Genomic DNA, 21,870 nt, shown 5'->3' with positions numbered 1-21,870 from the left:
GGCGGATACCCTCGCCGCGTCATTGATACGCGGCGGGAGTATCCGCCTTTTGGGTTGATTTTAAATTGTCGCCCGTCTCAAAATCAGAATGAAACAACTTCGTTCTGATTTTTACCAGCGGGAAAGAGGCTGGCAGGGCGCAAAAAAGGCCCGTGAAAAATCACGGGCCACCTGGCATTTGTTCATTATGCGATTTATGTTTCAGCTTCCTATCCGGCGGCCAGCTTCTTTTGCCGCTCCCGCTCTTTCTTCCGCAGATACTTCCGGTGGTTAGCCTCCCGGCGCTTGCGCCGCCGTTCTTCCTCTGCCAGTTCCTCCGGCGTCGGCTCCGGCATCGGCACGTCAAACCTGCCGATGAATTTCAGGTGAATCTCCACCTCCTGTACGCGCTCCCCGCTGGAGCGGTCCGGCGCGTGGACAAGAATTTTTTCAATAAACTCATGGAGCATCGGCGTGGTAAGCTCGGTAAAATCCGTATACTTCCTCGCCAGCGCGAGGAACTGTTCTGCCCGCGCGGTGTCCTCATTAAAAGCGTCCAGTTCTACCTGCGCCTGCTCAATGGCAACGTCCAGCTCTGCCTGTTCCCGCTCATACTCGGCGGACAGCAGCTCGAACCGCTTCTCCGTGAGCTTGCCGGTGGCAAAGGCTTCATAGAGCTTTTTAATGAGGCCGTCCAGCTCCGCGCTGCGTTTCCTGTCGCGGTTCAACTTCCGCTTGCGGTCTTTTGCAGCCTCCGCCTGCCGGAGCTGGGACGCTTCCCGCACCCGTTTTGTAAACTCCGTCTCATTGGAGATTGCATAACGGCTCACCATGCGGATGGTTTCCAGTATCAAGGCCCGCAGCGCCTTTGTGCTGATATGATGAGAAAAGCACTTGTTTGTCATGTTCTGGAACGTCAGGGTATAGGTGGAGCAGTCGTAGCTGTCGGCGGGGTAAAGGCCGGTGGCGGGGTCTGGCCCCTTGTCCGGGTACTTTTTGCGCCCGCCCCGGTGGTTATACATCTTCGCGCCGCAGTCCGCGCAGAACACCAGCCCCGTGAGGGGATTGGCCTCGCCGGTGGTGTCCGTGCGCCGCACCGTCCTTTTCACCTGCTGGGCAAGCCGCCACGTTTCCGGGTCTACAATCGCCTCGTGGGTGTTCTCAAATACCAGCCAATCCTCCGGCGGGTGGCGCACCGCCCTTTTGTCCTTATAGGATTCCTTGTGGGAACGGAAATTGACCGTGTGCCCCATATATTCCGGTTTGGAGAGAATCGTACAGACGGTGTTGCCGTACCAGTTATATGGCTCCGCTTTCTCTAACGCTTTCTTCCAGCGCCCATAGCCTTTCGCGGCCATGTAATAGGAAGGACACTCCACCTGCTCCTCACGAAGAATTTTGGCAATCTCGTAACCGCCATGCCCCTCGATACTCAGCCGGAAGATGCGCCGCACAATAGCGGCGGCTTCCTCGTCGAGGAGCCAGTGGTGCTTGTCCGACCGGTCTTTTTTGTATCCGTAAATCACGCTGTTGGTGGTAGGCTTGCCGGACTTGCCACGCACCTGATAGGCCGCTTTCTGTTTCCGGCTGCAATCACGCAGATACCACTCGTTCATGATGTTCAAAAACGGGGCAAACTCGCCGCTGTTCTGGTCGGCGCTGTCCACGCCGTTGCCGATGGCGATGAAACGCACACCCCGCTGGCGGAACAAGACCTCCGTATAGAAACCGGTCTGGAGATAGTTGCGTCCTACCCGGCTCATATCGCAGGCGATGACGCAGCCTACTCTGCCCGCCTCGATGTCGGCGATCAGCCGTTTCCAGTCGGGCCGTTCAAAGTTTCCGCCCGAAAATCCGTCGTCCGTATAGTGGCGGGGATTGGCAAAACCGTTCTGCCTTGCGTAGTCCTCCAACCGTTTTTTCTGATTCACAATGGAGTTACTGTCCCCCGAAAGCTCGTCGTCGCGGGACAGGCGCTCATAAAGCGCTGTAATAAGTTCTGTTTCCGTCTGTCTGGCTGCCATTAGGCGCTCCTTTCAGACCGACGGCTCATTTGTGGCGCTTTTATTGTACCACAGTCCGGGCCGTTTGTCAGCGCCTCATTTTGAATCATCCGCATGATTTTGTCCTCCATCGTTTCCCCGTCCGCGCTGAAGCAGACCTTCACCTTGTAGACGGTGGACCCAATCCGGCGGGTCAGATATGTAAATCCCTTTTCTGTCAAGTGTGCCTCTCTTTCTTGCGTTATGGCCGCAACCCCTGTATAATGTTGGTAAAAGCGTTCCGCTGGCTGTAAGCTGTTAAAGCCTTTCTCTTGTGTGGGCGATGAATCAAGCATAGCGATCAGTCCCCCTATGAGGTTTCAGAGGGGAGTAACCTATTAAAACAACAAACAGATTACTTCCCTCACTAATAGGAGAAAAACAGGGGGTATAGCGGAACGGTTTTTCAGGGAAATGCAAAAAAAATTTGGAAGGCGGTGAAACGGTGGCAAAAGAGAAGCTGAAAAGGGAACTGGAGCGTGAGGCGCTGGCCCGTATTGAAGACGCCGCCAGGACGCCGGAAGATTTTGAGAATGTGACAAAGTGGTGGGACAGGCTGGACGCGAACCGGGAGAGAAAAGAACGCTACTATGAAATCGGGTGTGAGATTAAAGACGAACCACAGGAGTGGGAAGACCCCCAGGCGGGTGCGATTTTCCCCCGGCTGTATATGAACCCCTTCCGACGGCTGGCGATGATGGGGGACTTCATTGATACCCTCTTTAACTGCCCCTATGAGATGCACGAGCTGGTCGAGGACGCCGACTTGTCGGAGTTAATACATAAGCTGTCCGAGAACCACAAGGAAGTCTTGTTTTATAGTGCTGTCCATCTGTACGACTGCGCCTGGATTGCGGCACTCCGGGGACAGAGCGACCGCAATATCCGCAAGGTGCGCGCTCTGCTGGTATATAATCTGCAACGGAAGCTGCTGGAACGGCTCAACCTGCGGGAGCAAAGGAGCCTATCCCTAACAACCACCGAGAGGGCGTTTCTAGAAGCGCGAAAAAAGTCCGCCCTTGACGAAAGCAAGGGCGGATGATATGGTAGTAATATAAATTAGATAATATTAGGTTACAGAATGGAGCGTATAGCATGAAGAACCTGTTTCAAAATTCCAGCTCCCATTGGGTGCGGTACAGTGAATATGAGTTGAAGGAAGGGGCGGATGGTGTCCGATACGTTATACCAGCGGCAAAGGCGACGCCGAAGATTTACGACCCGCTGAAGGAAGCGGAACAGATGGTGCTGGACGCGCTAAACGTGGGGATGCTCGCTATGAACAGGGCCGGTGAGGACGCGGTGCAGAGGGGCGTCATGGATTTTGTGTCCCGTTATGGGCTCCTGGGCTTTATGACGGCGCTTCCCACCACGCCGCAGTTCATGGATTATGAGGCGGTGTATCTGCCGACCAATCATTTTATCAAGGAAGAATCCATGTCCACGGACGAGTACACGGCCCTGTTCTATCCGTTTCAGAAGCTGGATATGAACAACCGGAGGAAGGAATCCCGGTGGGGCACCACCGACCGCACAATGATGGCGCTAATGATGACCATGCAGGACAAGCCGATGGCGGTGGGCATGGGCTTTCAGCGGGAGTACGCAGAGCGGTACGACTGGCTGGCGCGGCAGTTCAAGGACTGGGCGTTCACTTTCTGCTCCAGCTTCCTCTATTATGAGGACTACGATAAAATAGACGAAACCACCCGCGACCTGTACCGGCAGGGCATGGCGGCCTTCGGCGGCGTCGCGCCCACCTACCACATCGCGCTACTGGACAGGCCGACCATCGTGTGGGATTTCCATTCCCTGATGTTGGCCGTCCAGATGATGTTCAGCTTCCTGCTGACGGACGACAAGACCACCCTGCGCTGCTGTAAGCACTGTAACAAGGCGTTTATCGCCTCCCGGCCCAGCGCCGTCTTTTGTAGCCCACAATGCAAGAACAAGCACAACGTCTACAAGAGCCGGGCGAAGGATTGAACATAACGGAATCCACAAAAACGGGCGCAGCCATCTTTTACAATGACTGCGCCCATTTTTGTGGATTCATTATCGTGTATAGACCAGCTCGTCCAGAACCATTTCCTCAGCGCGGTTTCTTATGCTGTTCATGCGGCCCACCCATTCCATCTGGTTTGACGCTTTCAGGGCTTCCGTCACGCCTTCCCGCGCCGCCATAGCGCGGATAAGGCTGTCCAGCCGCTCGCTACATGCCGCGTCTATCTCCGCCAGGTGCGTCCAAAGCGTTTCCGACAAGAGCATGTGGGAGTAGACGCCGGGGTGGTGTTCCTTTAGGTAGCGTTGCCGCATCCGGCTATATCTGCCAAGCTGGTAGTCCTCCGTATCGTTCAGGGCGATGTCGGGGATATAATAATCTCCGCATTTTCTATAAGTCAGTTCCATATCTGGCTCCTTCCTTTGTGGTAAAATAGCAGTTACGACAGGGTTTGCTAACATTCTGCTCCTTTCCCATAACTGCCTTTTCATTCGCCACAAATGAGCCGCCAGTCATGTTGTATTTGGTGGGGTAATCCACCCTTTACAACATAACTCTTGGTTACTGATACTGTTGCTTTCCTTATCAGTATCCCCATCATCTTTGGATAAACGTGCATATAATCTTACTGGCAATTTTGTCTGCTGTCTTAACATTTCTGCTCCTTTCCAACAGCAAACAAATCTCTTTTTACTATATACAGATACCAGTCGTCACAATAATCGTTATGAAATTGCAGGGGGAGAGCGTGAAAGCCGGCCCGTCATTGCTGATTAGGGTAAATTTGTCCCGATCGGTATGCATGAGCTGTCCCAAATTCAGAAGCAGTATGACCGCCACGAACAAGAGCAGGAGTGAACCGCAACAGAAACGGTACACAATGGACTTGTCGCTGGCTCTGATTCGCTTTCCTTTATATTTGTAAAACGCCATAAATCGTCCTTTCTGGGTATAAAAAAGCAGTCAATCATATAGACTAACTGCTTGTAGTTTGCTTGTGGTATTGAATATAGAGTTATAGACAAACTGAAATTTAATAAATCCCCTTAGTCCATTATGACATAACTTTTACTTTTCGCTTTTTATCAGGATAAAAGTCTAGAAACAACTTGATGTAATCTGGTATTCTTGCAAGGTCAGGAGAAAAGAACCAAAAAGCAAAACCGTCACAGAATTCATACTGTTGATTGTGAACCGTATAGCTTTTTCTATGATTGCATGTCCCATCCTCTTTCATATTATGGCAATGCTTACAAGCTCCATACTCACCAGTAAATGCCTGCTGAATATAGTCAGGAGCTTGTTCAATTGCCTGCTTATGTTTTTCTACATTGCTGAAATACATACGGAGAATCAGGTCACTATCACGTAAATAAATTCGAGCATATGATTTTTTGCTTTTTACACCTGCTTTTGTGTAAATAATCATTTTCCTTCCCCAACAATATCCCTCTCCTATTGTTTGGTTACAAGTATAGCCTAACTTTAACATTTCAGAATCGAAAGCCACTATAAACTGCTTATCCTTAGAATTAACGAAATTGTATTCTTCGCTTCTTAATAAATCATTCATCAAATTTATCCCTCCTATAAAAATTTCTTATACAAAATCTAATTTTTAATCAATACTGCAAACTGGAATTTGTAGAGTTTCTAGCCTATGTTTCATTTGTACTTCCAATTTCAAGCAAATTCCCCTCTGGGTCAGCTACATAAAAATTGCGGATACCGAAAGGATAAGTGATAGGTTCTCCCGTAGGAAACTGCACACCCAGCTTTGACAGACGCTCATACTCCAAATCTACCTCAGCAAAATTGGATAGCCAAAGGGCAATTTCAAATGTCTGATTGATACCCTTTGGAAGTACATAGTCTTCTCCTATTGCCTTTACAAATTCTTTCCTGCTATACATAAATAAGGACAGTTCCCCACTTGCAGTTTCAAAATCCGCAAAAGGTCCACCACTCCATTGAGTTTGAAAGCCTAGTGTATCTCTATAAAATCGAACCATATTTTCTATGTCACCGACCAGCAGACTCACACCGATACGTACATCTTTTCCGTTCATTATCAATACCTCCTCTACATATTCTAATTTATAGGGATAGTATACAGCTATTCAACACCACTAGCAACTCAAAACAGTAGTTTATTTCTTGCCTTGTGTCTGCTGGTTGTTATGGTTCTGTGGGTTTCCTGCTGTCTGTGTAGGGCTGCCTTTCAAGACAATATCATCTGCCTTGATGAACCAGTCAACGTCTGCCCCTTGTCTTCTTTAGAATTTTAGTTTAATTGTATCTCTTATATAAAAAAATCAACACGTAATTCAACTCTTTCAAAAAACATTTTACTTTTCCATTTTTTTATGGTAGATTTCTATATAGCTTTTGATATTATAACAATTGTGGATTGAAATTTTAGATTTTTCGTTTATGAAAAAAGCTGTCATTTTAATGATTAAAAATCATTTAAAACAGCAGCTTTTTTTATTCTCTATAACACAAATCTGGTGATCCGCCAACCTTGGAATCACCCATTCTCCTCAGACGTAATTCAAATTTTCCAGTTATCCATTTTTCTCAAACTCCTCCCGCAATTTCTCCAGTGTCTTCTTCTCAATCCTGCTCACATAGGATCTGGAAATTCCCAGTTCTCTCGCGATCTCCCTCTGGGTGGTCTCATTCTCTCCAAACAGACCATAGCGCAGCTTCAGCACCTCCCGCTCCCTCTCTGTGAGCGCCATCTGCAGAATCTCATAGAGCCGCCTGGTATCTGCCTCCAGATCCATGATTTCTGCGATATCCACATTGGCTCCCTCAATAATATCCAGAAGACTGATCTCATTTCCTTCTTTATCCATACCGATGGGTTCATAAAGAGAGACCTCCTTGGAGGTCTTTTTCCGCATTCTGAGCATCATCAACAGCTCATTGTCAATACATCTGGCTGCGTAAGTGGCAAGCCTGTTGTTTTTTGAATGGTCAAAGGTGGAAACCGCTTTTATCAGCCCTATTGTTCCTATGGAAATCAAATCATCCGAATCCTCGTCAGGACCCTGATATTTCTTTGCCACATGAGCTACCAGCCTTAGATTGCGCTCTATGAGTATCCTGCGCGCTTCCATGTCGCCTTCTTTGTACCTCTTCAAATATAGCTTTTCTTCCTCGGCTGTAAGCGGCTTGGGAAATGTCTTCAAAAAAGCACCTCTAAGTATCTTTCTTCATTTTATGAGAGAAGGTGCCCATTAGTGCCTTTCCAACTCAGAATACTTTTATTTTTTTCATTTCCTATGTATGTCCGGCCCACCCTGTTCATATAGTGTAATAATATTGTACATCCTATTGAGGTATCCAATGCTTGCTTTTCTTGAGTCTTTTAATACCTTCCTGTGGAGCGGCCCGGTACTGCTCCTGCTCTCCGGAACCCATCTGCTGTTTACTCTTCGCCTTCATTTTCCGCAGCGCCTCACCTTCCGCGCCATCCGCCTTTCAGTCACCCCTGAGGACGCCTCTGGGTCCGAAAAGGGACTGAGCGGATTTGCCACCCTGGCCACCACCCTGGCCGCCACGCTGGGAACCGGCAATATTGTCGGTGTCTCCACTGCCATTGCCCTTGGCGGGCCAGGTGCCCTCTTTTGGTGCTGGGTGACAGGCATCTTCGGAATGGCCACCTCCTACGCGGAGTGTTATTTAAGCGGACTGTACAAAAAAGTCCGCCCCGACGGTACCACTGTGGGCGGACCCATGTACGTGCTGGAGCATGGACTGGGAAAGAAGTCACTGGCAGTGGTCTATGCCTTCTGTACCCTCTTTGCCGCTTTTGGAGTGGGGTGCACTACCCAGGCAAATGCCATTGCCGAGGCTGCGGCCTCCTGCTGGCATCTCTCCCCCCATATCGTGGGCATCGCGGCAGCTACCTTTGCAGGAATTGTGGTAGTGGGAGGAATCCGATCCATCGGAAATTTCTGCGTGAAAATTGTCCCTGTTTTAGGATTTTTCTACATAGGCTGCTGTATCCTTCTGCTTTTTCTGAACCGAAATGCCCTGCCTGCCGCCATCAGCCTGATCTTAGACAGAGCCTTTCACCCCGGAGCTGCCATCGGCGGCTTTGTGGGCAGTACCCTTCAGAGCACTCTGCGCTTTGGAATCGCCAGAGGCCTTTTTACCAATGAGTCCGGAATCGGTACCGCCGCCATCGCAGCCGCTGCCAGCAACTCCTCCCCCAGACGCCAGGGTCTCATCTCCATGACCGCCGTTTTCTGGGATACCGTGGTCATGTGCGCCCTGAGCGGTATTGTGGTAGTTGCAAACATTATCAATCGTCCCGCCTCCGTCCAGGGTGTAACTGCCGGCAACCTTACTCTGGCCGCCTTTGGGGTGCTTCCCGGCGGCGAGATGCTGCTCTCCATTGCCTTGGCCGCCTTTGCCCTCACCACTATGATCGGATGGTGTTATTTTGGAGAAAAGGGTGCAGAGTACCTCTTCGGAGGAAGAGGTATCCCTGTATATCATTTCCTGTACATTGTCATGGCCTATCTGGGCGCTGTGATTCCCATGGGTCTGGTGTGGGGATTTACAGACTTGATCAATGGAATTATGGTATTCCCCAATATTATTGCTCTGTTCCTGCTTCGAAGACAGATTCATCCGCCCTCTTGATTTCAAGCACGTCTTGACGTTTATGCGGCGAAGCGCGTGTTAGGATTTGTAATCAAAATCAGGGATTTTTTTCCATCTGCTTTTTAGATAGTAGGCTGCCATCTTAGGCTTTCTATCCCTGGTAAAGATGCCCTTGTGGTTCCCCTGAACACGCAGCAGACTCTGACTGGTGGCAAAATCTGCAAAATTCCACACCTGCTCTCCAACAACGCAGGAGTGCTCGTCAAACACTTTATGATTCATCTTATAATAGGCAATCTGGTACTCCTCTGAGTACAGGGTGGGAAGGGTATCACGCATACCTAGGATGGTATCCGCCCCGTACTCCGTAAACATTACGGGTTTTCCTGTGCTCTGCCAGAAATCCAGCTCCCCTTTCAGTACCTCCTCAGCCTGCTCAAGATCTCCACCTGCCATGTACCAACCATAGTACCGGTTCAGGCAGATCACGTCTGAGAGCTTCAGACTGCAGTCCTCGCGGAAGTTGGGATTCATCATACTCACCAGGGTACAGGGACGCTTCTGCGGGTCCAGTTCCCTTGCCAGATCAAAGAGGGGCTTAAAATAATCGTGAGCAGTGGGAACGCAGGAGTCTGGCTCATTGGCTATGCTCCACATTACCACACAGGCATGGTTTTTATCCCTGTCAATCATATCCCGGATAACCTCCCTGTGGTGCTCCCCTGTCTGTATTCCCTTCTTGGGATCATAGGTATCCACCTTTTCTCCTCCCTGGAACTGGGCGCCTCCTCCGAAGTTCAGATGAATGCCCACTGCAGGAGTCTCATCAATCACCACAATCCCCTCCCTGTCACACAGACGCATCATCTCCTCACTGTAAGGATAGTGGCTAGTGCGGAAGCTGTTTGCATGCTGCCACTTCAGGAGGGAGAGATCCTTGACATTCATTGGCATATTCAACCCCCTGCCTGCCGGAAAGGTGTCCTCGTGCTTGCCGTAGCCTTTGAAATAAAAGGGTTTGCCGTTGATTAAGAACTGCTGCCCCTTAACCTCCACGCTGCGGATTCCGTACGGAACCTCATAACAGTCCTCGCCATAAGTTACCCTGACCCGGTAGAGATAGGCATTCATCGGTTGCCAGAGATGGACATCCTTTATAAGAATTTCCCCAGCTTTTCCGTCACTGCTGCCAACCTTCTCCCCCGTCTCATCAAAGATCTCTATCTGCGCCTCACCTGCGCCCTCTGTATCTACCTGATATCTGAGAATAGCATCTTTTCTCTTTATCTCTGTTGTGAGGGTAATATCTTTTATATACGCTGTGGGCGTTGTATAAATCTTTACGGGCCTGGTGATTCCGCAGTAATTAAAAAAGTCGAAGTTTGGGTTATTCTTAGGCTCTTTGCGGTTTCCTCCGCCAAATGCACCTCCCATGATAAAGTCCCCTCCCTTCTCCGGCGGATTCCCCACCGGAAGGGTGCTGTAGTCAATCCGATTGTCCACTCCCACGGTCAGCAGATTGTCCCCGTCTCTCAGTTTGTCTGAAATTTCAATTTCAAAGGGCAGAAAACCTCCCTTATGGGAACCGATTTCACTCCCGTTCAGCCACACCCTGGCGCTATGGGTCACTGCCGCAAACCGCAGAACTACCCGCTGTCCCCTGGCATGTTCGGGCAGTGAAAAACACCTCTGGTAAAATACCCATCCGTAGTGATCCCTCAGGGCAGCGGACTCACTCAGGTCATTATAAGAAGATGGAACTGGCATGTACATGGGGTTTTCCAATTTTTTGGCATACCATCCCTCCTTGATTCCGTTTCCATTGTCTGTTTTAAAGTCCCAAACCCCGTCTAAATTCACCAGCAATCTGGACTCTGTCAAAATTGGATAAAGCATTGTCATTTCCTCCTTTAAAATCCATTACATTATCGGTTTGCTATTCAATCAGCTGATCTTATCATCTATCTTAACAGTCTTTTCTTTGGGAAGCCCGGTGTCAATGTTCCATAAAAACAGAAAGCTGATAAATGCAATTACCATCCCCAGCGCCGGAAATCCCAGGGTCAAAAACTTGATGCCAAACAGCGTACCTGTGCTCTGGGCCGCTCCTGCCTGATACCCAATCACACTCAGTCCCACTCCTGAGATGAACCCTGCCAAAGCCTGGCCAATCTTACGGATAAAGCTGTAGGAACCGTAAATAATCCCCTCCTGCCTCTGTCCGTTCATCTGCTGATTGTAGTCTATACACTCTGAAACCATTCCCCAGATCAGGGTCATGGGCACGTTCAAAAACACATTGGCAATCAGAGTACCCACAATGTAGATTCCCACAGTGGATGGGAGCACCAGCACCACTCCAAAAGCAGCGGCTGACAACAGGGAACTGATGGAAACCACCTTTTTAAGCGAATAGCGCTTTACCAGCCTGGAAAGAAACGGAGCGATCAGCAGCGCCGGAATCAGACCCAGCACAGAGGCAATCCCCATAGCCGCCAGATTATTCAGGTTCTCTTCAAAGTAATAGACCATCATGGCCATACTTGTCATATTTCCCAGCAGCATCCCCAGGGAGGCCAGACATACGCTGATAAAGGGCTTGTTCTTGCCCAGCACTCTCAGATAACTTCCGCCACCCTTTTCCGCCGTGTGCAGTGACTCATCACGAATATTTTCCTGGACCGTAAAGTAAGTGATCACATACCCCACCAAGCCTAAGATTCCCATCAATACCATGGCGCTCAGATATCCCTTCGCCGCCTGATCCGTTCCAAAATAGGTGAGTACCATGGGTACCAGGATTCGCGGCAGAATATTACCTACCGTCCCCCCAATCCCCCTGGCAACGGACAGGGAGGCCCTCTCTCCCGGATCTTTTGTCATCACTGCCGCCAGGGAGCCATAAGGAATGTTCACAAAAGTGTAGCACATTCCCCAGAGAATATAGGTGATGTAGGCCCACAGCAAACGCTGCCATCCACTCAGTCCGGAAGGCATAAAGAACATGAGTATCGCCGCCGCTACCACTAGCCAGGACCCTGTCAGCAAAAAAGGCTTAAATTTGTCCACGGTCCTGCCCTTATGCTTCTTCATTCTGGCGGCAAACATCTTATCTGTCAAACCACCCATCAGGGGATCATTCACCGCATCCCAGATCCTTGCCACCAAAAACAGGGTTCCGGCCGCCGCTGCTGTGATGCCCGCCACATCCGTGTAGAATTTCAGCAAAAATCCGGATGACATTGCAAAGGTCATACAGTTTGCGAAATCCCCCAGGAAATAGCCAAACTTATTTTTAAATGTTATCTGTTTCACATGTCTTACCTCCTGAAGCTTTTCTGGTAGTATTGCCAGATCCTGTTTTTTTATGTTATACTTTCTGAATACGAAAGGAAGTGTTGACACAATGGCTGCATTACTGCTGGCTCCGATTTATCTGATCATCAATTTTTATGTACTGCGCTGGACTCTGCACTGGATGGGCGCCTGCCACCGCTGTTTTAAATCCAGATATTTCCGGATTGGTTTTGTAGTACTGTTTTTTCTCATCTCCACCACGCCGCTCTCTGCCTTTCTCATAAAAGCAGAGCCTCTGCACCGCTTTTTAAAGGTGGTCAGCAATGTCTGGTTTGGCGTGTTTCTTTACGCTATATTATGCATTGCTGCTGTGGATCTGATTCGGCTGATCGTAAAATGCGCAAAACTTTTAAAGAAAGAAATTTATGAGTCCAGACGTCTTCTTGTGGTCTGTGGCATATTTACAGTGACTGCTGTCATTTCACTGAGCGCCTACGGCATTGTCCATGCCAGACATTTGTACACCACCTCCTATGAGGTAAAGGTGGATAAACCCGGTGGGGACAGAGCTTCCATGAAGGTGGTGCTGGCAGCAGATCTGCATCTTGGCTACAGTATTGGGGAATGGTCCATGAAAAATATGGTAGAAAAGATCAATGCGGAAGATCCGGACCTGGTGGTCCTGGCGGGAGATGTGTTTGATAATGAATTTAGCGCAGTAAAAAACCCCGGCAAAATTGCCGGGATTCTAAAAAGTATAAAAAGCACTTACGGTGTCTATGCCTGTTACGGGAATCATGACCTGGACGAACCCATTCTTGCCGGATTCACCTTCTCCTCCCAGGAAAAGGAAAACGATGACTCCCGGATGACTCATTTTTTTGAGGAGGCAGGCATCACTCTTTTGCAGGATGAGGCAGTTCTCATAGACAACCTCTTTTACCTGGCAGGCCGTAAGGACTATTCCAGAGCAAAAAAAGTGGATAATGGGCGTCTCACCCCTGCAGAACTTCTGGGCAGTCTGGATCAGACCAAGCCCATATTTGTGATTGACCACCAGCCCAGGGATTATCAGGCGCTGGATGAGGCTGGAGCGGACATAGATTTTTCAGGCCACACTCACGATGGTCAGCTCTTTCCCGGAAATCTGGTGACTGCGCTGATATGGGATAATTCTTACGGATACCAAAAAGAGGGCGGGCTTCACACCTTTGTCACCTCGGGTGTGGGTGTCTGGGGTCCGAATATGAGGGTGTGCACAAAAAGCGAAATCGCCTCCGTCACCGTGAAGTTTTCCGCCGCGGATTAGCTTTCCATCTCTTTTCTTCTCAGAATATCATACTGCTCCATCTCAATTCCCAGGTCAATATAGAGCACCTGCTTGGGATGGGGCGCGCTCTCTTGCTCCTGCCCCTCCTCATCTGTGATACATTTCACACGGACTTCCAGATTGCGTCCATCCGGTTTCATCACCTCAATGGTCTCCCCCACGAAAAATTTATTTCTCTGCTCAATCCGGTACAGGCCACGGGCATTTTTTTCACCAACTATCCCCAGATAAGTGTACTCCTTCACATACGTATTGCTGTCATAAATCTGCGTATGCTCATCCGGCCTTCCAAAAAAGAAGCCTGTGGTAAACTGCCGGTAAGTACAGTTGGAAATTTGCTCACGATACCACAACAGATTCTTCCTGTAAAGCTCCGGGTCCTTTTGGTAATCGTCAATGGCTCTGCGGTAGGTGCGGGCCACAGTGGCCACATAGAGGGCTGTCTTCATCCTTCCCTCCACCTTCAGACTGTCTATTCCGGCGTCCAAAAGCTCCGGAATATGTTCAATCATGCACAGATCCTTGGAATTAAATATAAAGGTGCCTCTCTCATTCTCATAGACCGGCATGTACTCTCCCGGCCTGGTCTCCTCAACAACTGAATATTTCCACCGGCAGGGATGCGTACAGGCCCCCCTGTTGGCGTCTCTCCCGGTAAAATAGTTGCTCAGCAGGCATCTTCCGGAGTAAGAAATGCACATGGCTCCGTGTACAAAAGTTTCGATCTCCATGTCTTCCGGAATCTTGTCCCGGATTTCCCGGATCTCAGCCAGGGACAGCTCCCTGGCTGAGACCACCCGCTTAGCCCCCTGCTCATACCAGAAACGGTAGGTTGCATAATTGGTGTTGTTGGCCTGAGTGCTGATGTGGCGCTCAATTTCCGGACATACGCTCTTCGCTATTGCAAATACCCCCGGGTCTGCAATGATCAGTGCGTCCGGCTTCATTTCCTGAAGCTCCTTAAAATACACCTCCACACCCTCCAGATCATGGTTGTGTGCCAGGATATTGGCAGTCACATAGACCTTTACCCCGTGTTTATGGGCAAAGTCAATGCCCTCCTGCATATCCTCTTTGGTAAAATTCTTCGCCTTAGCACGCAGCCCAAATGCCTCCCCACCGATGTATACGGCATCCGCGCCGAATATCACGGCCGTTTTCAGCACCTCCAGGCTGCTGGCTGGTATCAGTAATTCCGGTGTTCTCATTTTAGTGCCTTTCTATTTCCTGCGTACGCTGACCGTCGCCCCGTCTCCGATGGGCACAATACTAGTGGTCAGTCTGTCATCGTGTTTCAGTTCATACAGATATTCCCGCATACGCTTATATATGGTGCGGTTTCTGCGCTCCACTGCATAGTGGGATTCTATAATGTCACCGTCCTGGAGCACATTGTCTGAGATGAGCACGCCGCCCACCTCCAAAAGACGCATGATATGGGGCAGAAAATGAATGTACTGCCCTTTAGCCGCGTCCATAAAAATAAAATCATAGGACCCGTCCAGTTTTGCCAGTATCTGCGCGGCATCTCCCTCCAGAAGACAAATCTGGTTCTCTCTGCCCGCGCGTCTGAAATTTTCCCTTGCCACCGGAATCCGCTTTTCGTACTTCTCAATGGTGGTAATCCTGACATCCCAAGGGGCATACTCACAAAACAGCAGTGTCGAAAAACCCACTGCTGTCCCTACCTCCAATATGTTCACAGGCTGCCTCATAGCCAACATCACCTTTAGAAAGCTCTGCATCTCCCGGCGTATGATGGGTACATAATCCCGCCTGGCCTCCCGCTCTATCTCATCCAACAGAGGAGTATTGCCCATATCCAAAGAATTGATATAGGCAATCATCCGTTCATTTACAATCAAACCATAACCTCTCATTCTACTCTGAAGTCTCAGACTCAGTCTCCTGCTCCCCGGAAAGGACAGCCAGCATCTCCTCCGCTGTCTGGGAGGTATTTAAAATATAACTGCCTTTTTTGAGCTTACCCTTATACCCGGAAAGCAAATACTGTACCTGGAATACCTTAGCATCTCTGATCAGGCCCTTGTCCTCCAACAATTCCCCCAGTTCTCCGGAGGAGGTGTCATCCTCGATGGTCACTGCCACATTCTTGCCCGGAGGCTTAGAAACTGCCTCCTCCGCAAAGACTTTATAGCCAAATGAGTACGCCTTCTTCCCCACAGAAACCAGGGCCACAATCACAAGTACAAAGACCACTACTTTCAGCAGCGCAAATAAAAGGGTTTTTGCCATACTCTTTTGTCTCATCCGGGTCCTCCTGTCACTTACCACTCAATAATTTCCGCAAAGTCCTGGATCTCCAGATCTACGGAAGCAGCCACCGCCTCATTGATTCTTTGAAGCATCCTGCACATCTGTAGCTCCGTCCGCAGAAAATCGGATACCAGGGGATTTCTGCGGAGCTCTTCGTGCTCCCGCTCAAAATTCTCCATTTCCAGAAACCAGTCAATGTCATCCTTTCGGCTCTGCATCTCGTAGTTTTTCCTGCGGAACTGGTTCACCTGCCTATACAGCTCCGGATGTTCCTTCAGCCTCTCTTTAGCCTCATCAAACTGTACATAAGCCCTGCATGTCTGGATCGCCGCCGTCAGTTCTTCTGTGCATCTATTCACTTTGTCCATACTGCATCATCCTTATCTTTCATTACACGTAACCGCTTTGTACCTTCACAGCTATAATCGTTACTGTTCACATGTCCCCAGTAACATGCAATCACACTGCCTATACTTCCATGATGATCGGCAGGATCATCGGATTGCGCTTTGTCTTCTTCCACAGGAAGTCGCTGAGCGCATCCTTTGTTACATTCTTAATCTTGCCCCAGTCCGTGATGTGTTTATCCATACAGTTGTCTAATGCATTTTCCACCACTCTGCGAGCCTCGTCCATAAGTCCCTCGGACTCACGCACGTACACAAACCCTCTGGAAACAATATCCGGTCCTGCCAGCAGCTGGTTGCTGAAACGCTCCAGAGTGAGCACCACGATCAAAATGCCATCCTCCGCCAAATGCTGGCGGTCCCTAAGCACGATATTTCCCACATCGCCCACTCCAAGTCCATCCACCAGAATCGCCCCTGTGTGTACATGGTCAACCACCTTGGCCTGCTGGTCATCCAGCTCCAGCACGTCCCCGGATTGAAGGATATAGATATTGTCCTTCGGTATCCCGAGGCTTTTGGCAATCCCTGCGTTGGCTTTCAGATGGCGGTATTCCCCGTGGACAGGTATCGCGTATTTGGGATGCACCAGAGAGTAGATCAGCTTCAGTTCCTCCTGGCAGGCATGGCCCGACACATGCGCATCCTGGAAAATCACATCTGCCCCCTTAGCGGAGAGTTCATTGATCACCTTGGATACCGCTTTCTCATTGCCGGGAATGGGGTTGGAGCTGAAGATCACCGTGTCACCCGGCTTTATGGAAATCCTTCTGTGCATGTTTGCCGCCATTCTGGACAGGGCAGCCATGGACTCTCCCTGGCTTCCTGTTGTGATCAGCACCATCTGCTCATCCGGATAGTTTTTCATCTGTTCAATATCAATCAGGGTGTTCTCAGGTATGTTCAGATACCCAAGCTCCGACGCCGTGGAGATAACTGTCACCATACTGCGTCCCTCCACCACTACCTTGCGTCCAAACTTGTATGCAGAGTTGATAATCTGCTGTACACGGTCTACATTTGAGGCAAAGGTAGCAATGATAATCCTGGTGTCCCTGTGCTCTGAAAAAATATTGTCAAAGGTCTTTCCCACTGTGCGCTCGGACATGGTAAATCCCACGCGCTCCGCGTTGGTGCTGTCGCTCATAAGGGCCAGTACGCCCTTTTTTCCGATCTCAGCAAACCGCTGCAGATCAATGGCATCCCCAAATACAGGCGTGTAATCCACTTTAAAGTCACCTGTGTGGATGACGGTTCCGGCCGGTGAGTAAATGGCCAGAGCTGCCGCATCCTGGATACTGTGGTTGGTCTTGATAAACTCAATGCGGAAAGCCCCCAGATTGATGGACTGTCCATGGCGCACGACTTTTCTCTTGCACGCCTTCATCAGATTGTGCTCTTTCAGCTTATTTTCAATAAGGCCCATGGTCAGCTTGGTAGCGTAGATCGGCGCTGCCAGTTCCTTTAGGATATAAGGCAGGGCCCCAATGTGGTCCTCATGTCCGTGGGTGATGACAAACCCTTTGACTTTCTCCACATTATTTTTCAAGTACGTGATATCCGGTATCACCAGATCGATTCCCAGCATGTCGTCCTCCGGGAAAGACAGGCCGCAGTCCACCACGACAATACTGTTTTCAAATTCAAAAGCAGTAATGTTCAGTCCAATCTGCTCCAAACCTCCCAGGGGAATAATTTTCAGTTTTGAGTTATTTGCATTTTTCAAAAAAATAGCACCTCCATAATTTTATTTGTCCGTCCTTGTATTCCTTTGTTTCTCCCATTCTGCACACAATTAGAAAAGCAGATGTCATCCTCTGCTTTTTCCGCCTCTGCCAAAACGATTTTCTACTGTTGTTTACAGCGTAATATCCACATCCTCCAGCATTTCCGAAAAAATCCTGGACACTGCTTCCAATTCCTCGTCGCTCTCCACAATCTCGTAGAGTGCTTCCTGTTCTCCGTCCTTTGACAAATCTTTAAGAATCAACGCTTCGGCATCTTCCTCCTCGGACTCTGTCACCAGGATATAGCTGATCCCGCCGATTCTGGTCTGTTCCAGCACAAAAAACTCCACTGTCTCTTCCGTATCTGCAAATGTAAATTTAATCTTTTCCATTTTTCATGCCCTCGCAATCTAGATATCCCTGAAGGATATATACGGCCGCCAATTTATCAACGTAATCTTTTCTGTTCTCACGGCGCACTTTTCCCTCAATCAGGGTCCGGTTTGCCTCTACTGTAGTCAGCCGTTCATCCCACATCACAACAGGCAGGCCTGTCCGTCTCTCCAGCATCTCTTTAAATGCCAGCGACTTCTCAGCCCTGTCACCGATGGTATTATTCATATTTTTGGGAAACCCAAGGACTATAGTTCCCACTTCATACTCTTGAACCAAGGCTTCTATCCGTGCCAATGTCTGGCGAAGCTTATTTTCAGACGTTCTTCTGATAATTTCCACTCCCTGGGCAGTAAGACCAAGGCCGTCACTGACGGCCACGCCAACTGTCTTGGAGCCATAATCAAGTCCCATAACCCGCATGCTCATACCTACTGCCAAGCCTTATTTTTGATGTATTCCTTGAGAAGTTCCTCCACCAGCTCGTCCCTCTCCACCTTCATAATCATACTTCTGGCATTTTTGTGGCTGGTGATGTAGGTGGGATCTCCGGACATAATATACCCTACGATCTGATTGACAGGGTTGTACCCCTTCTCTGTCATAGCATTGTATACAGTGTCTAAGATTTCCTTTACACTTACCTCTGTCTCTGAATTCACTCTAAAATACTGTGTATTACTTATGTTACCCATTTTATCACGTCCTTAATTAAACTTTGTCTCTATTCTAATATAAATTTTCACAAAATACAATCAATTTTTTGTATCATTTTTTTACTGCACAACAAAATGTTGTGTTTACGGGCTTTTTCCACCTTTACCGACACGATTTTATTTCCATAATCCGCGTCCGCAGGCATTGCCATCCGGATATATTCCCTGGTATGGCCCGTATAGTATTCTTCCCCGTCCAGCTTACATCTTTCCTCAAAGAGTACCTCATCCTCTCTGTCCTGCCTCCGGTTTTCAAACCTTTTTTTCATATTTTCGTTCAAAGCCAGCAGTATATTGCTTCTCCTGGTCTTGATCTCATCTAAAACCTGATGCTCCATCCCGGCAGCCTTTGTTCCCTTTCTGCGGGAATATTTAAAAATATGCGTCTCATAAAATTCAATTTTTTCCAAAAATTTCCTTGTCTCTTCAAACTCTTCGTCCGTCTCCCCGGGAAATCCCACGATCACATCCGTGGTTAGGGCGGGATCATTATACACCTGCCTAAGAAGGCAGCATTTCTCATAGTATTCCTCAGGGCTGTAACGGCGGTTCATCCGTTTTAAGGTCTCCCCGCATCCGCTCTGCAGAGACAGGTGGAAATGGGGGCACACTTTATTAAGCCCTGCCAGTGTGTGTGCAAACTCCTCCGTGATGATCCTGGGTTCCAGGGACCCCAGGCGGATTCTCCTGATTCCCTCAACCTGATAAACGGCTTTGATCAGCTCCAGCAGGTTGGTGTCCAGGTCTACCCCGTAGGAGCTCAGATGAATGCCAGTGAGCACTACCTCCTGATACCCATTTGCAGCCAGGCTGTGCACCTCATCCAGCACATCCGGCATCCGGCGGCTCCTCACCCTCCCTCTGGCATAGGGAATGATACAGTAGCTGCAGAATTGATTACATCCATCCTGCACCTTGATATAAGCTCTGGTGTGCTCTGCCGTGCGGCTGATGGTCAGGGACTCATACTCGCTGGTGTGGTTCACGTCAATGACAAACTCCTCATCCCGGGTCTTTTCATACTCTTCCAGTATCTTCACCAGGTCCTTTTTCTTATTGTTGCCAATCACAATGTCAATTGCCTCGTCCACCTCCAGGTCTTCCTTTGCTGCCTGGACATAACATCCGGCGGCCACCACCAGTGCATGAGGGTTCATCTTCTTCGCCCTGTGGAGCATCTGTCTGGACTTTCTGTCCGCGATATTGGTCACAGTACACGTGTTGATCACATACACATCCGCGCCCGGTCCAAAGGGTACGATTTCATATCCGGCCTGCTCCAGCATCTGCTGCATCGCTTCCGTCTCATATGCATTTACCTTGCATCCTAAGTTGTGAAGGGCGGCTTTTCTCTTGTTCATGGGCTATTCCTTTCCATTCTGCACAATCTTTTTGCTTTTCTTTCGCAATTAGACCGTTAATTTTATAACTTTTGACGAATAACGCCTGATAACTTTGTAAATTTTCGCCTTGACTTTTTAAGCCCTCATAGGTAAGATGAGAGTATAAAAAATAAGGGAGGTTTTTCCAATGAAAACAGTAAAGATTTCTTTAAATTCTATTGATAAAGTAAAGTCTTTCGTAAATGATATTACGAAATTTGATTATGACTTTGACTTAGTATCCGGCAGATACGTAATTGATGCAAAGTCCATTATGGGTATTTTCAGCCTGGATCTCTCCAAGCCGATTGACTTAAATATCCATGCCAACAACGATGTTGACGAAATTCTTAACGTTCTTCAGCCGTACATCATTGACTGATATTTGCTCAAAGGCAAATCCACTGCATGCAGCTGGATTTGTTTTTTTTTAAGTATAGTTACTTTTCTAAACATATTTGAGAGTCCGGTTTTCCGGACTCTTTTTGTGCGCTTATTCCACCCAGATCGTCTCTGTAGTCTCAATGGCTGTTTTCATCAGTTCATCGATCTTTTCCTCCAAGTGGGTCTCACTTCGCTTTATGATGTTGATATTCGGCTTTGTCACAGGGTGCTTTGCCACAAAGATGGTACAGCAGTCCTCAAAGGGCAGGATTGAAGTCTCATAAGTTCCGATCTTCAGTGCAATGTCCACAATATCCTGCTTGTCAAACCCAATAACCGGGCGGAACACCGGCATGGTACACACCTCGTTTGTAGCTGCCAGGCTCTGCATGGTCTGGCTGGCCACCTGCCCGATGCTCTCCCCTGTAATCAGCCCCAGGCTGCCGGTCTCACGGGCAAAATGTTCCGCAATGCGCATCATGTACCTTCGCATAATAATGGTCAGCTCATCGTGGGGACACTTATCGTAAATATATAGCTGAATGTCCGTAAAATTCACCACGTGCAGATTGACAGGCCCCGAATAGCGGGCTACCAGATGGGCGAGATCCATCACCTTCTGCTTTGCGCGCTCACTTGTGTAGGGCGGCGCATGAAAATAAACGGCGTCAATCTTAACCCCCCTCTTTGCAATCATATATCCGGCCACAGGGCTGTCAATTCCTCCGGATAGCAGCAGCATGGCCTTTCCGTTTGTTCCCACTGGCATACCTCCCGGACCCGGAATGATCTGGGAATAGATATAGATCTGCTCCCTGATTTCCACATTCAGCATAATGTCCGGGTGGTGCACATCCACTTTCATATTTTGAAATGCCTCCAGAATCCGCTCTCCCAGGTCACAGTTGATCTCCATGGAGGTCTTGGGATAATTCTTTCTGGCCCTCCTGGCATTTACCTTAAAGGTCATCTCGCGTTCCCCGTAAACGCTCTTAAAGTAGGCAATCACAGTGTCTGCCAGGGCCTCGAAGCCCTCATCCTCCGTCTGGATCATGGGACAGATTCCCACAATGCCGAATACCCTCTGCAGGGCCTCCACAGTCTCCTCATAGTCAAACAGGCTCCTGGCCTCCACAAAGATACGCCCCTGCTCCTTTCGCACCAGAAATTCCCCGTCTATGGGCCTCAGGGCATGGCGGATCTGCTTCATCAGCGCATCCTCAAACAGATGCCTGTTTTTTCCCTTTATACCGATCTCTCCGTACTTTATCAAAAATGCTTTAAACATATTTTTCTCCTTTTCTATATCCCGCA

Annotated in this window: 24 protein-coding genes; 5 read left to right on the top strand and 19 right to left on the bottom strand. The window is 48.9% G+C overall.

Annotation, left to right across the window (positions count from 1 at the left end):
- Nucleotides 1-209: 209 nt before the first annotated feature.
- Nucleotides 210-2,003, bottom strand: a complete 1,794-nt coding sequence (locus AC0THY_RS11485; RefSeq protein WP_489990739.1) for a DUF4368 domain-containing protein — start codon at nt 2,001-2,003, stop codon at nt 210-212.
- Complete coding sequence (locus tag AC0THY_RS11480) at nt 2,003-2,317, bottom strand: transposon-encoded TnpW family protein (protein WP_489990738.1); 315 nt, start codon at nt 2,315-2,317, stop codon at nt 2,003-2,005. Before AC0THY_RS11480 ends, AC0THY_RS11485 begins: the two co-directional genes overlap by 1 nt.
- A 131-nt stretch (nt 2,318-2,448) precedes the next feature.
- On the opposite strand from AC0THY_RS11480, the gene AC0THY_RS11475 reads away from it, so the two are divergent.
- A complete protein-coding gene (locus AC0THY_RS11475; RefSeq protein WP_489990737.1) occupies nt 2,449-3,063 on the top strand; it encodes a hypothetical protein in 615 nt (204 codons plus the stop codon).
- 53 nt (nt 3,064-3,116) lie between these two features.
- Nucleotides 3,117-4,007 (top strand): hypothetical protein, encoded by an 891-nt coding sequence (locus AC0THY_RS11470; protein WP_489990736.1) that lies wholly within the window; start codon nt 3,117-3,119, stop codon nt 4,005-4,007.
- 69 nt (nt 4,008-4,076) lie between these two features.
- Here AC0THY_RS11470 and AC0THY_RS11465 read toward each other — a convergent pair whose 3' ends face one another.
- From AC0THY_RS11465 to sigK, 5 genes are all read right to left on the bottom strand, one after another.
- Nucleotides 4,077-4,430 (bottom strand): TnpV protein, encoded by a 354-nt coding sequence (locus AC0THY_RS11465; protein ID WP_489990735.1) that lies wholly within the window; start codon nt 4,428-4,430, stop codon nt 4,077-4,079.
- Nucleotides 4,431-4,716: 286 nt separating this feature from the next.
- Nucleotides 4,717-4,956, bottom strand: a complete 240-nt coding sequence (locus tag AC0THY_RS11460) for a hypothetical protein (protein WP_489990734.1) — start codon at nt 4,954-4,956, stop codon at nt 4,717-4,719.
- A 121-nt stretch (nt 4,957-5,077) separates the two neighbouring features.
- Nucleotides 5,078-5,596: a hypothetical protein gene (locus AC0THY_RS11455; RefSeq protein ID WP_489990733.1), complete on the bottom strand. Its 519-nt coding sequence runs from the start codon at nt 5,594-5,596 to the stop codon at nt 5,078-5,080.
- 85 nt (nt 5,597-5,681) lie between these two features.
- Nucleotides 5,682-6,092 (bottom strand): VOC family protein, encoded by a 411-nt coding sequence (locus AC0THY_RS11450; protein ID WP_489990732.1) that lies wholly within the window; start codon nt 6,090-6,092, stop codon nt 5,682-5,684.
- 498 nt (nt 6,093-6,590) lie between these two features.
- A complete protein-coding gene (gene sigK / locus AC0THY_RS11445; protein WP_489990731.1) occupies nt 6,591-7,172 on the bottom strand; it encodes an RNA polymerase sporulation sigma factor SigK in 582 nt (193 codons plus the stop codon).
- Nucleotides 7,173-7,377: 205 nt separating this feature from the next.
- On the opposite strand from sigK, the gene AC0THY_RS11440 reads away from it, so the two are divergent.
- Nucleotides 7,378-8,682 carry an alanine/glycine:cation symporter family protein gene (locus AC0THY_RS11440; RefSeq protein ID WP_489990730.1) on the top strand — a complete coding sequence of 435 codons (1,305 nt, stop codon included), beginning with the start codon at nt 7,378-7,380 and terminating at the stop codon, nt 8,680-8,682.
- Between the two features lie 39 nt (nt 8,683-8,721).
- Here the strand turns inward: AC0THY_RS11440 and uidA are convergent, their stop codons facing one another.
- Both uidA and AC0THY_RS11430 read right to left on the bottom strand, forming a co-directional pair.
- Nucleotides 8,722-10,539 carry a beta-glucuronidase gene (gene uidA / locus AC0THY_RS11435; protein WP_489990729.1) on the bottom strand — a complete coding sequence of 606 codons (1,818 nt, stop codon included), beginning with the start codon at nt 10,537-10,539 and terminating at the stop codon, nt 8,722-8,724.
- Between the two features lie 48 nt (nt 10,540-10,587).
- Entirely contained in the window at nt 10,588-11,958 is a 1,371-nt protein-coding gene (locus tag AC0THY_RS11430) for a glycoside-pentoside-hexuronide (GPH):cation symporter (protein ID WP_489990728.1), read from the bottom strand.
- 91 nt (nt 11,959-12,049) lie between these two features.
- Between AC0THY_RS11430 and AC0THY_RS11425 the strand changes: the two genes are divergently transcribed.
- Entirely contained in the window at nt 12,050-13,249 is a 1,200-nt protein-coding gene (locus tag AC0THY_RS11425; RefSeq protein WP_489990727.1) for a metallophosphoesterase, read from the top strand.
- Here AC0THY_RS11425 and AC0THY_RS11420 read toward each other — a convergent pair.
- From AC0THY_RS11420 to mtaB, 9 genes are all read right to left on the bottom strand, one after another.
- Nucleotides 13,246-14,478, bottom strand: coding sequence for a peptidase U32 family protein (locus AC0THY_RS11420; RefSeq protein WP_489990726.1), 1,233 nt, complete (start codon nt 14,476-14,478; stop codon nt 13,246-13,248). The genes AC0THY_RS11425 and AC0THY_RS11420 overlap by 4 nt on opposite strands.
- Before the next feature lie 12 nt (nt 14,479-14,490).
- Nucleotides 14,491-15,135, bottom strand: coding sequence for an O-methyltransferase (locus AC0THY_RS11415; protein WP_489990725.1), 645 nt, complete (start codon nt 15,133-15,135; stop codon nt 14,491-14,493).
- A 16-nt stretch (nt 15,136-15,151) separates the two neighbouring features.
- Nucleotides 15,152-15,541, bottom strand: a complete 390-nt coding sequence (locus AC0THY_RS11410; RefSeq protein ID WP_489990724.1) for an endolytic transglycosylase MltG — start codon at nt 15,539-15,541, stop codon at nt 15,152-15,154.
- Between the two features lie 17 nt (nt 15,542-15,558).
- Nucleotides 15,559-15,915, bottom strand: coding sequence for a YlbF/YmcA family competence regulator (locus tag AC0THY_RS11405; protein WP_489990723.1), 357 nt, complete (start codon nt 15,913-15,915; stop codon nt 15,559-15,561).
- Nucleotides 15,916-16,015: 100 nt separating this feature from the next.
- Nucleotides 16,016-17,680 carry a ribonuclease J gene (locus AC0THY_RS11400; protein ID WP_489990722.1) on the bottom strand — a complete coding sequence of 555 codons (1,665 nt, stop codon included), beginning with the start codon at nt 17,678-17,680 and terminating at the stop codon, nt 16,016-16,018.
- Between the two features lie 132 nt (nt 17,681-17,812).
- Entirely contained in the window at nt 17,813-18,073 is a 261-nt protein-coding gene (locus tag AC0THY_RS11395) for a DUF1292 domain-containing protein (RefSeq protein ID WP_489990721.1), read from the bottom strand.
- Nucleotides 18,060-18,497 carry a Holliday junction resolvase RuvX gene (ruvX, locus tag AC0THY_RS11390; protein WP_489994187.1) on the bottom strand — a complete coding sequence of 146 codons (438 nt, stop codon included), beginning with the start codon at nt 18,495-18,497 and terminating at the stop codon, nt 18,060-18,062. Before ruvX ends, AC0THY_RS11395 begins: the two co-directional genes overlap by 14 nt.
- Before the next feature lie 8 nt (nt 18,498-18,505).
- Nucleotides 18,506-18,769, bottom strand: a complete 264-nt coding sequence (locus AC0THY_RS11385) for an IreB family regulatory phosphoprotein (protein ID WP_489990720.1) — start codon at nt 18,767-18,769, stop codon at nt 18,506-18,508.
- 47 nt (nt 18,770-18,816) lie between these two features.
- A complete protein-coding gene (gene mtaB, locus AC0THY_RS11380) occupies nt 18,817-20,151 on the bottom strand; it encodes a tRNA (N(6)-L-threonylcarbamoyladenosine(37)-C(2))-methylthiotransferase MtaB (protein ID WP_489990719.1) in 1,335 nt (444 codons plus the stop codon).
- A 169-nt stretch (nt 20,152-20,320) separates the two neighbouring features.
- On the opposite strand from mtaB, the gene AC0THY_RS11375 reads away from it, so the two are divergent.
- Complete coding sequence (locus AC0THY_RS11375) at nt 20,321-20,554, top strand: HPr family phosphocarrier protein (protein ID WP_489990718.1); 234 nt, start codon at nt 20,321-20,323, stop codon at nt 20,552-20,554.
- A 111-nt stretch (nt 20,555-20,665) separates the two neighbouring features.
- Here the strand turns inward: AC0THY_RS11375 and thiI are convergent, their stop codons facing one another.
- Entirely contained in the window at nt 20,666-21,844 is a 1,179-nt protein-coding gene (gene thiI, locus AC0THY_RS11370; protein ID WP_489990717.1) for a tRNA uracil 4-sulfurtransferase ThiI, read from the bottom strand.
- Nucleotides 21,845-21,870 lie beyond the last annotated feature (26 nt).

This window comes from Ruminococcus sp. 8Y-12 (genome assembly GCF_058119865.1).
This window is presented reverse-complemented; position numbering and strand designations above follow the sequence as displayed.

What these genes read in the sequence shown, in the direction of transcription:
- AC0THY_RS11410 (WP_489990724.1), bottom strand. Translation starts at nt 15,541, where the DNA reads ATGAGACAAAAGAGTATGGCAAAAACCCTTTTATTTGCGCTGCTGAAA.
- uidA (WP_489990729.1), bottom strand. Translation starts at nt 10,539, where the DNA reads ATGCTTTATCCAATTTTGACAGAGTCCAGATTGCTGGTGAATTTAGAC.
- AC0THY_RS11440 (WP_489990730.1), top strand. Translation starts at nt 7,378, where the DNA reads ATGCTTGCTTTTCTTGAGTCTTTTAATACCTTCCTGTGGAGCGGCCCG.
- AC0THY_RS11450 (WP_489990732.1), bottom strand. Translation starts at nt 6,092, where the DNA reads ATGAACGGAAAAGATGTACGTATCGGTGTGAGTCTGCTGGTCGGTGAC.
- AC0THY_RS11385 (WP_489990720.1), bottom strand. Translation starts at nt 18,769, where the DNA reads ATGGGTAACATAAGTAATACACAGTATTTTAGAGTGAATTCAGAGACA.
- AC0THY_RS11480 (WP_489990738.1), bottom strand. Translation starts at nt 2,317, where the DNA reads ATGCTTGATTCATCGCCCACACAAGAGAAAGGCTTTAACAGCTTACAG.
- AC0THY_RS11375 (WP_489990718.1), top strand. Translation starts at nt 20,321, where the DNA reads ATGAAAACAGTAAAGATTTCTTTAAATTCTATTGATAAAGTAAAGTCT.
- mtaB (WP_489990719.1), bottom strand. Translation starts at nt 20,151, where the DNA reads ATGAACAAGAGAAAAGCCGCCCTTCACAACTTAGGATGCAAGGTAAAT.
- ruvX (WP_489994187.1), bottom strand. Translation starts at nt 18,497, where the DNA reads ATGCGGGTTATGGGACTTGATTATGGCTCCAAGACAGTTGGCGTGGCC.
- AC0THY_RS11420 (WP_489990726.1), bottom strand. Translation starts at nt 14,478, where the DNA reads ATGAGAACACCGGAATTACTGATACCAGCCAGCAGCCTGGAGGTGCTG.
- AC0THY_RS11425 (WP_489990727.1), top strand. Translation starts at nt 12,050, where the DNA reads ATGGCTGCATTACTGCTGGCTCCGATTTATCTGATCATCAATTTTTAT.
- AC0THY_RS11470 (WP_489990736.1), top strand. Translation starts at nt 3,117, where the DNA reads ATGAAGAACCTGTTTCAAAATTCCAGCTCCCATTGGGTGCGGTACAGT.
- AC0THY_RS11405 (WP_489990723.1), bottom strand. Translation starts at nt 15,915, where the DNA reads ATGGACAAAGTGAATAGATGCACAGAAGAACTGACGGCGGCGATCCAG.
- AC0THY_RS11465 (WP_489990735.1), bottom strand. Translation starts at nt 4,430, where the DNA reads ATGGAACTGACTTATAGAAAATGCGGAGATTATTATATCCCCGACATC.
- AC0THY_RS11455 (WP_489990733.1), bottom strand. Translation starts at nt 5,596, where the DNA reads ATGAATGATTTATTAAGAAGCGAAGAATACAATTTCGTTAATTCTAAG.
- thiI (WP_489990717.1), bottom strand. Translation starts at nt 21,844, where the DNA reads ATGTTTAAAGCATTTTTGATAAAGTACGGAGAGATCGGTATAAAGGGA.
- AC0THY_RS11485 (WP_489990739.1), bottom strand. Translation starts at nt 2,003, where the DNA reads ATGGCAGCCAGACAGACGGAAACAGAACTTATTACAGCGCTTTATGAG.
- AC0THY_RS11395 (WP_489990721.1), bottom strand. Translation starts at nt 18,073, where the DNA reads ATGGAAAAGATTAAATTTACATTTGCAGATACGGAAGAGACAGTGGAG.
- AC0THY_RS11460 (WP_489990734.1), bottom strand. Translation starts at nt 4,956, where the DNA reads ATGGCGTTTTACAAATATAAAGGAAAGCGAATCAGAGCCAGCGACAAG.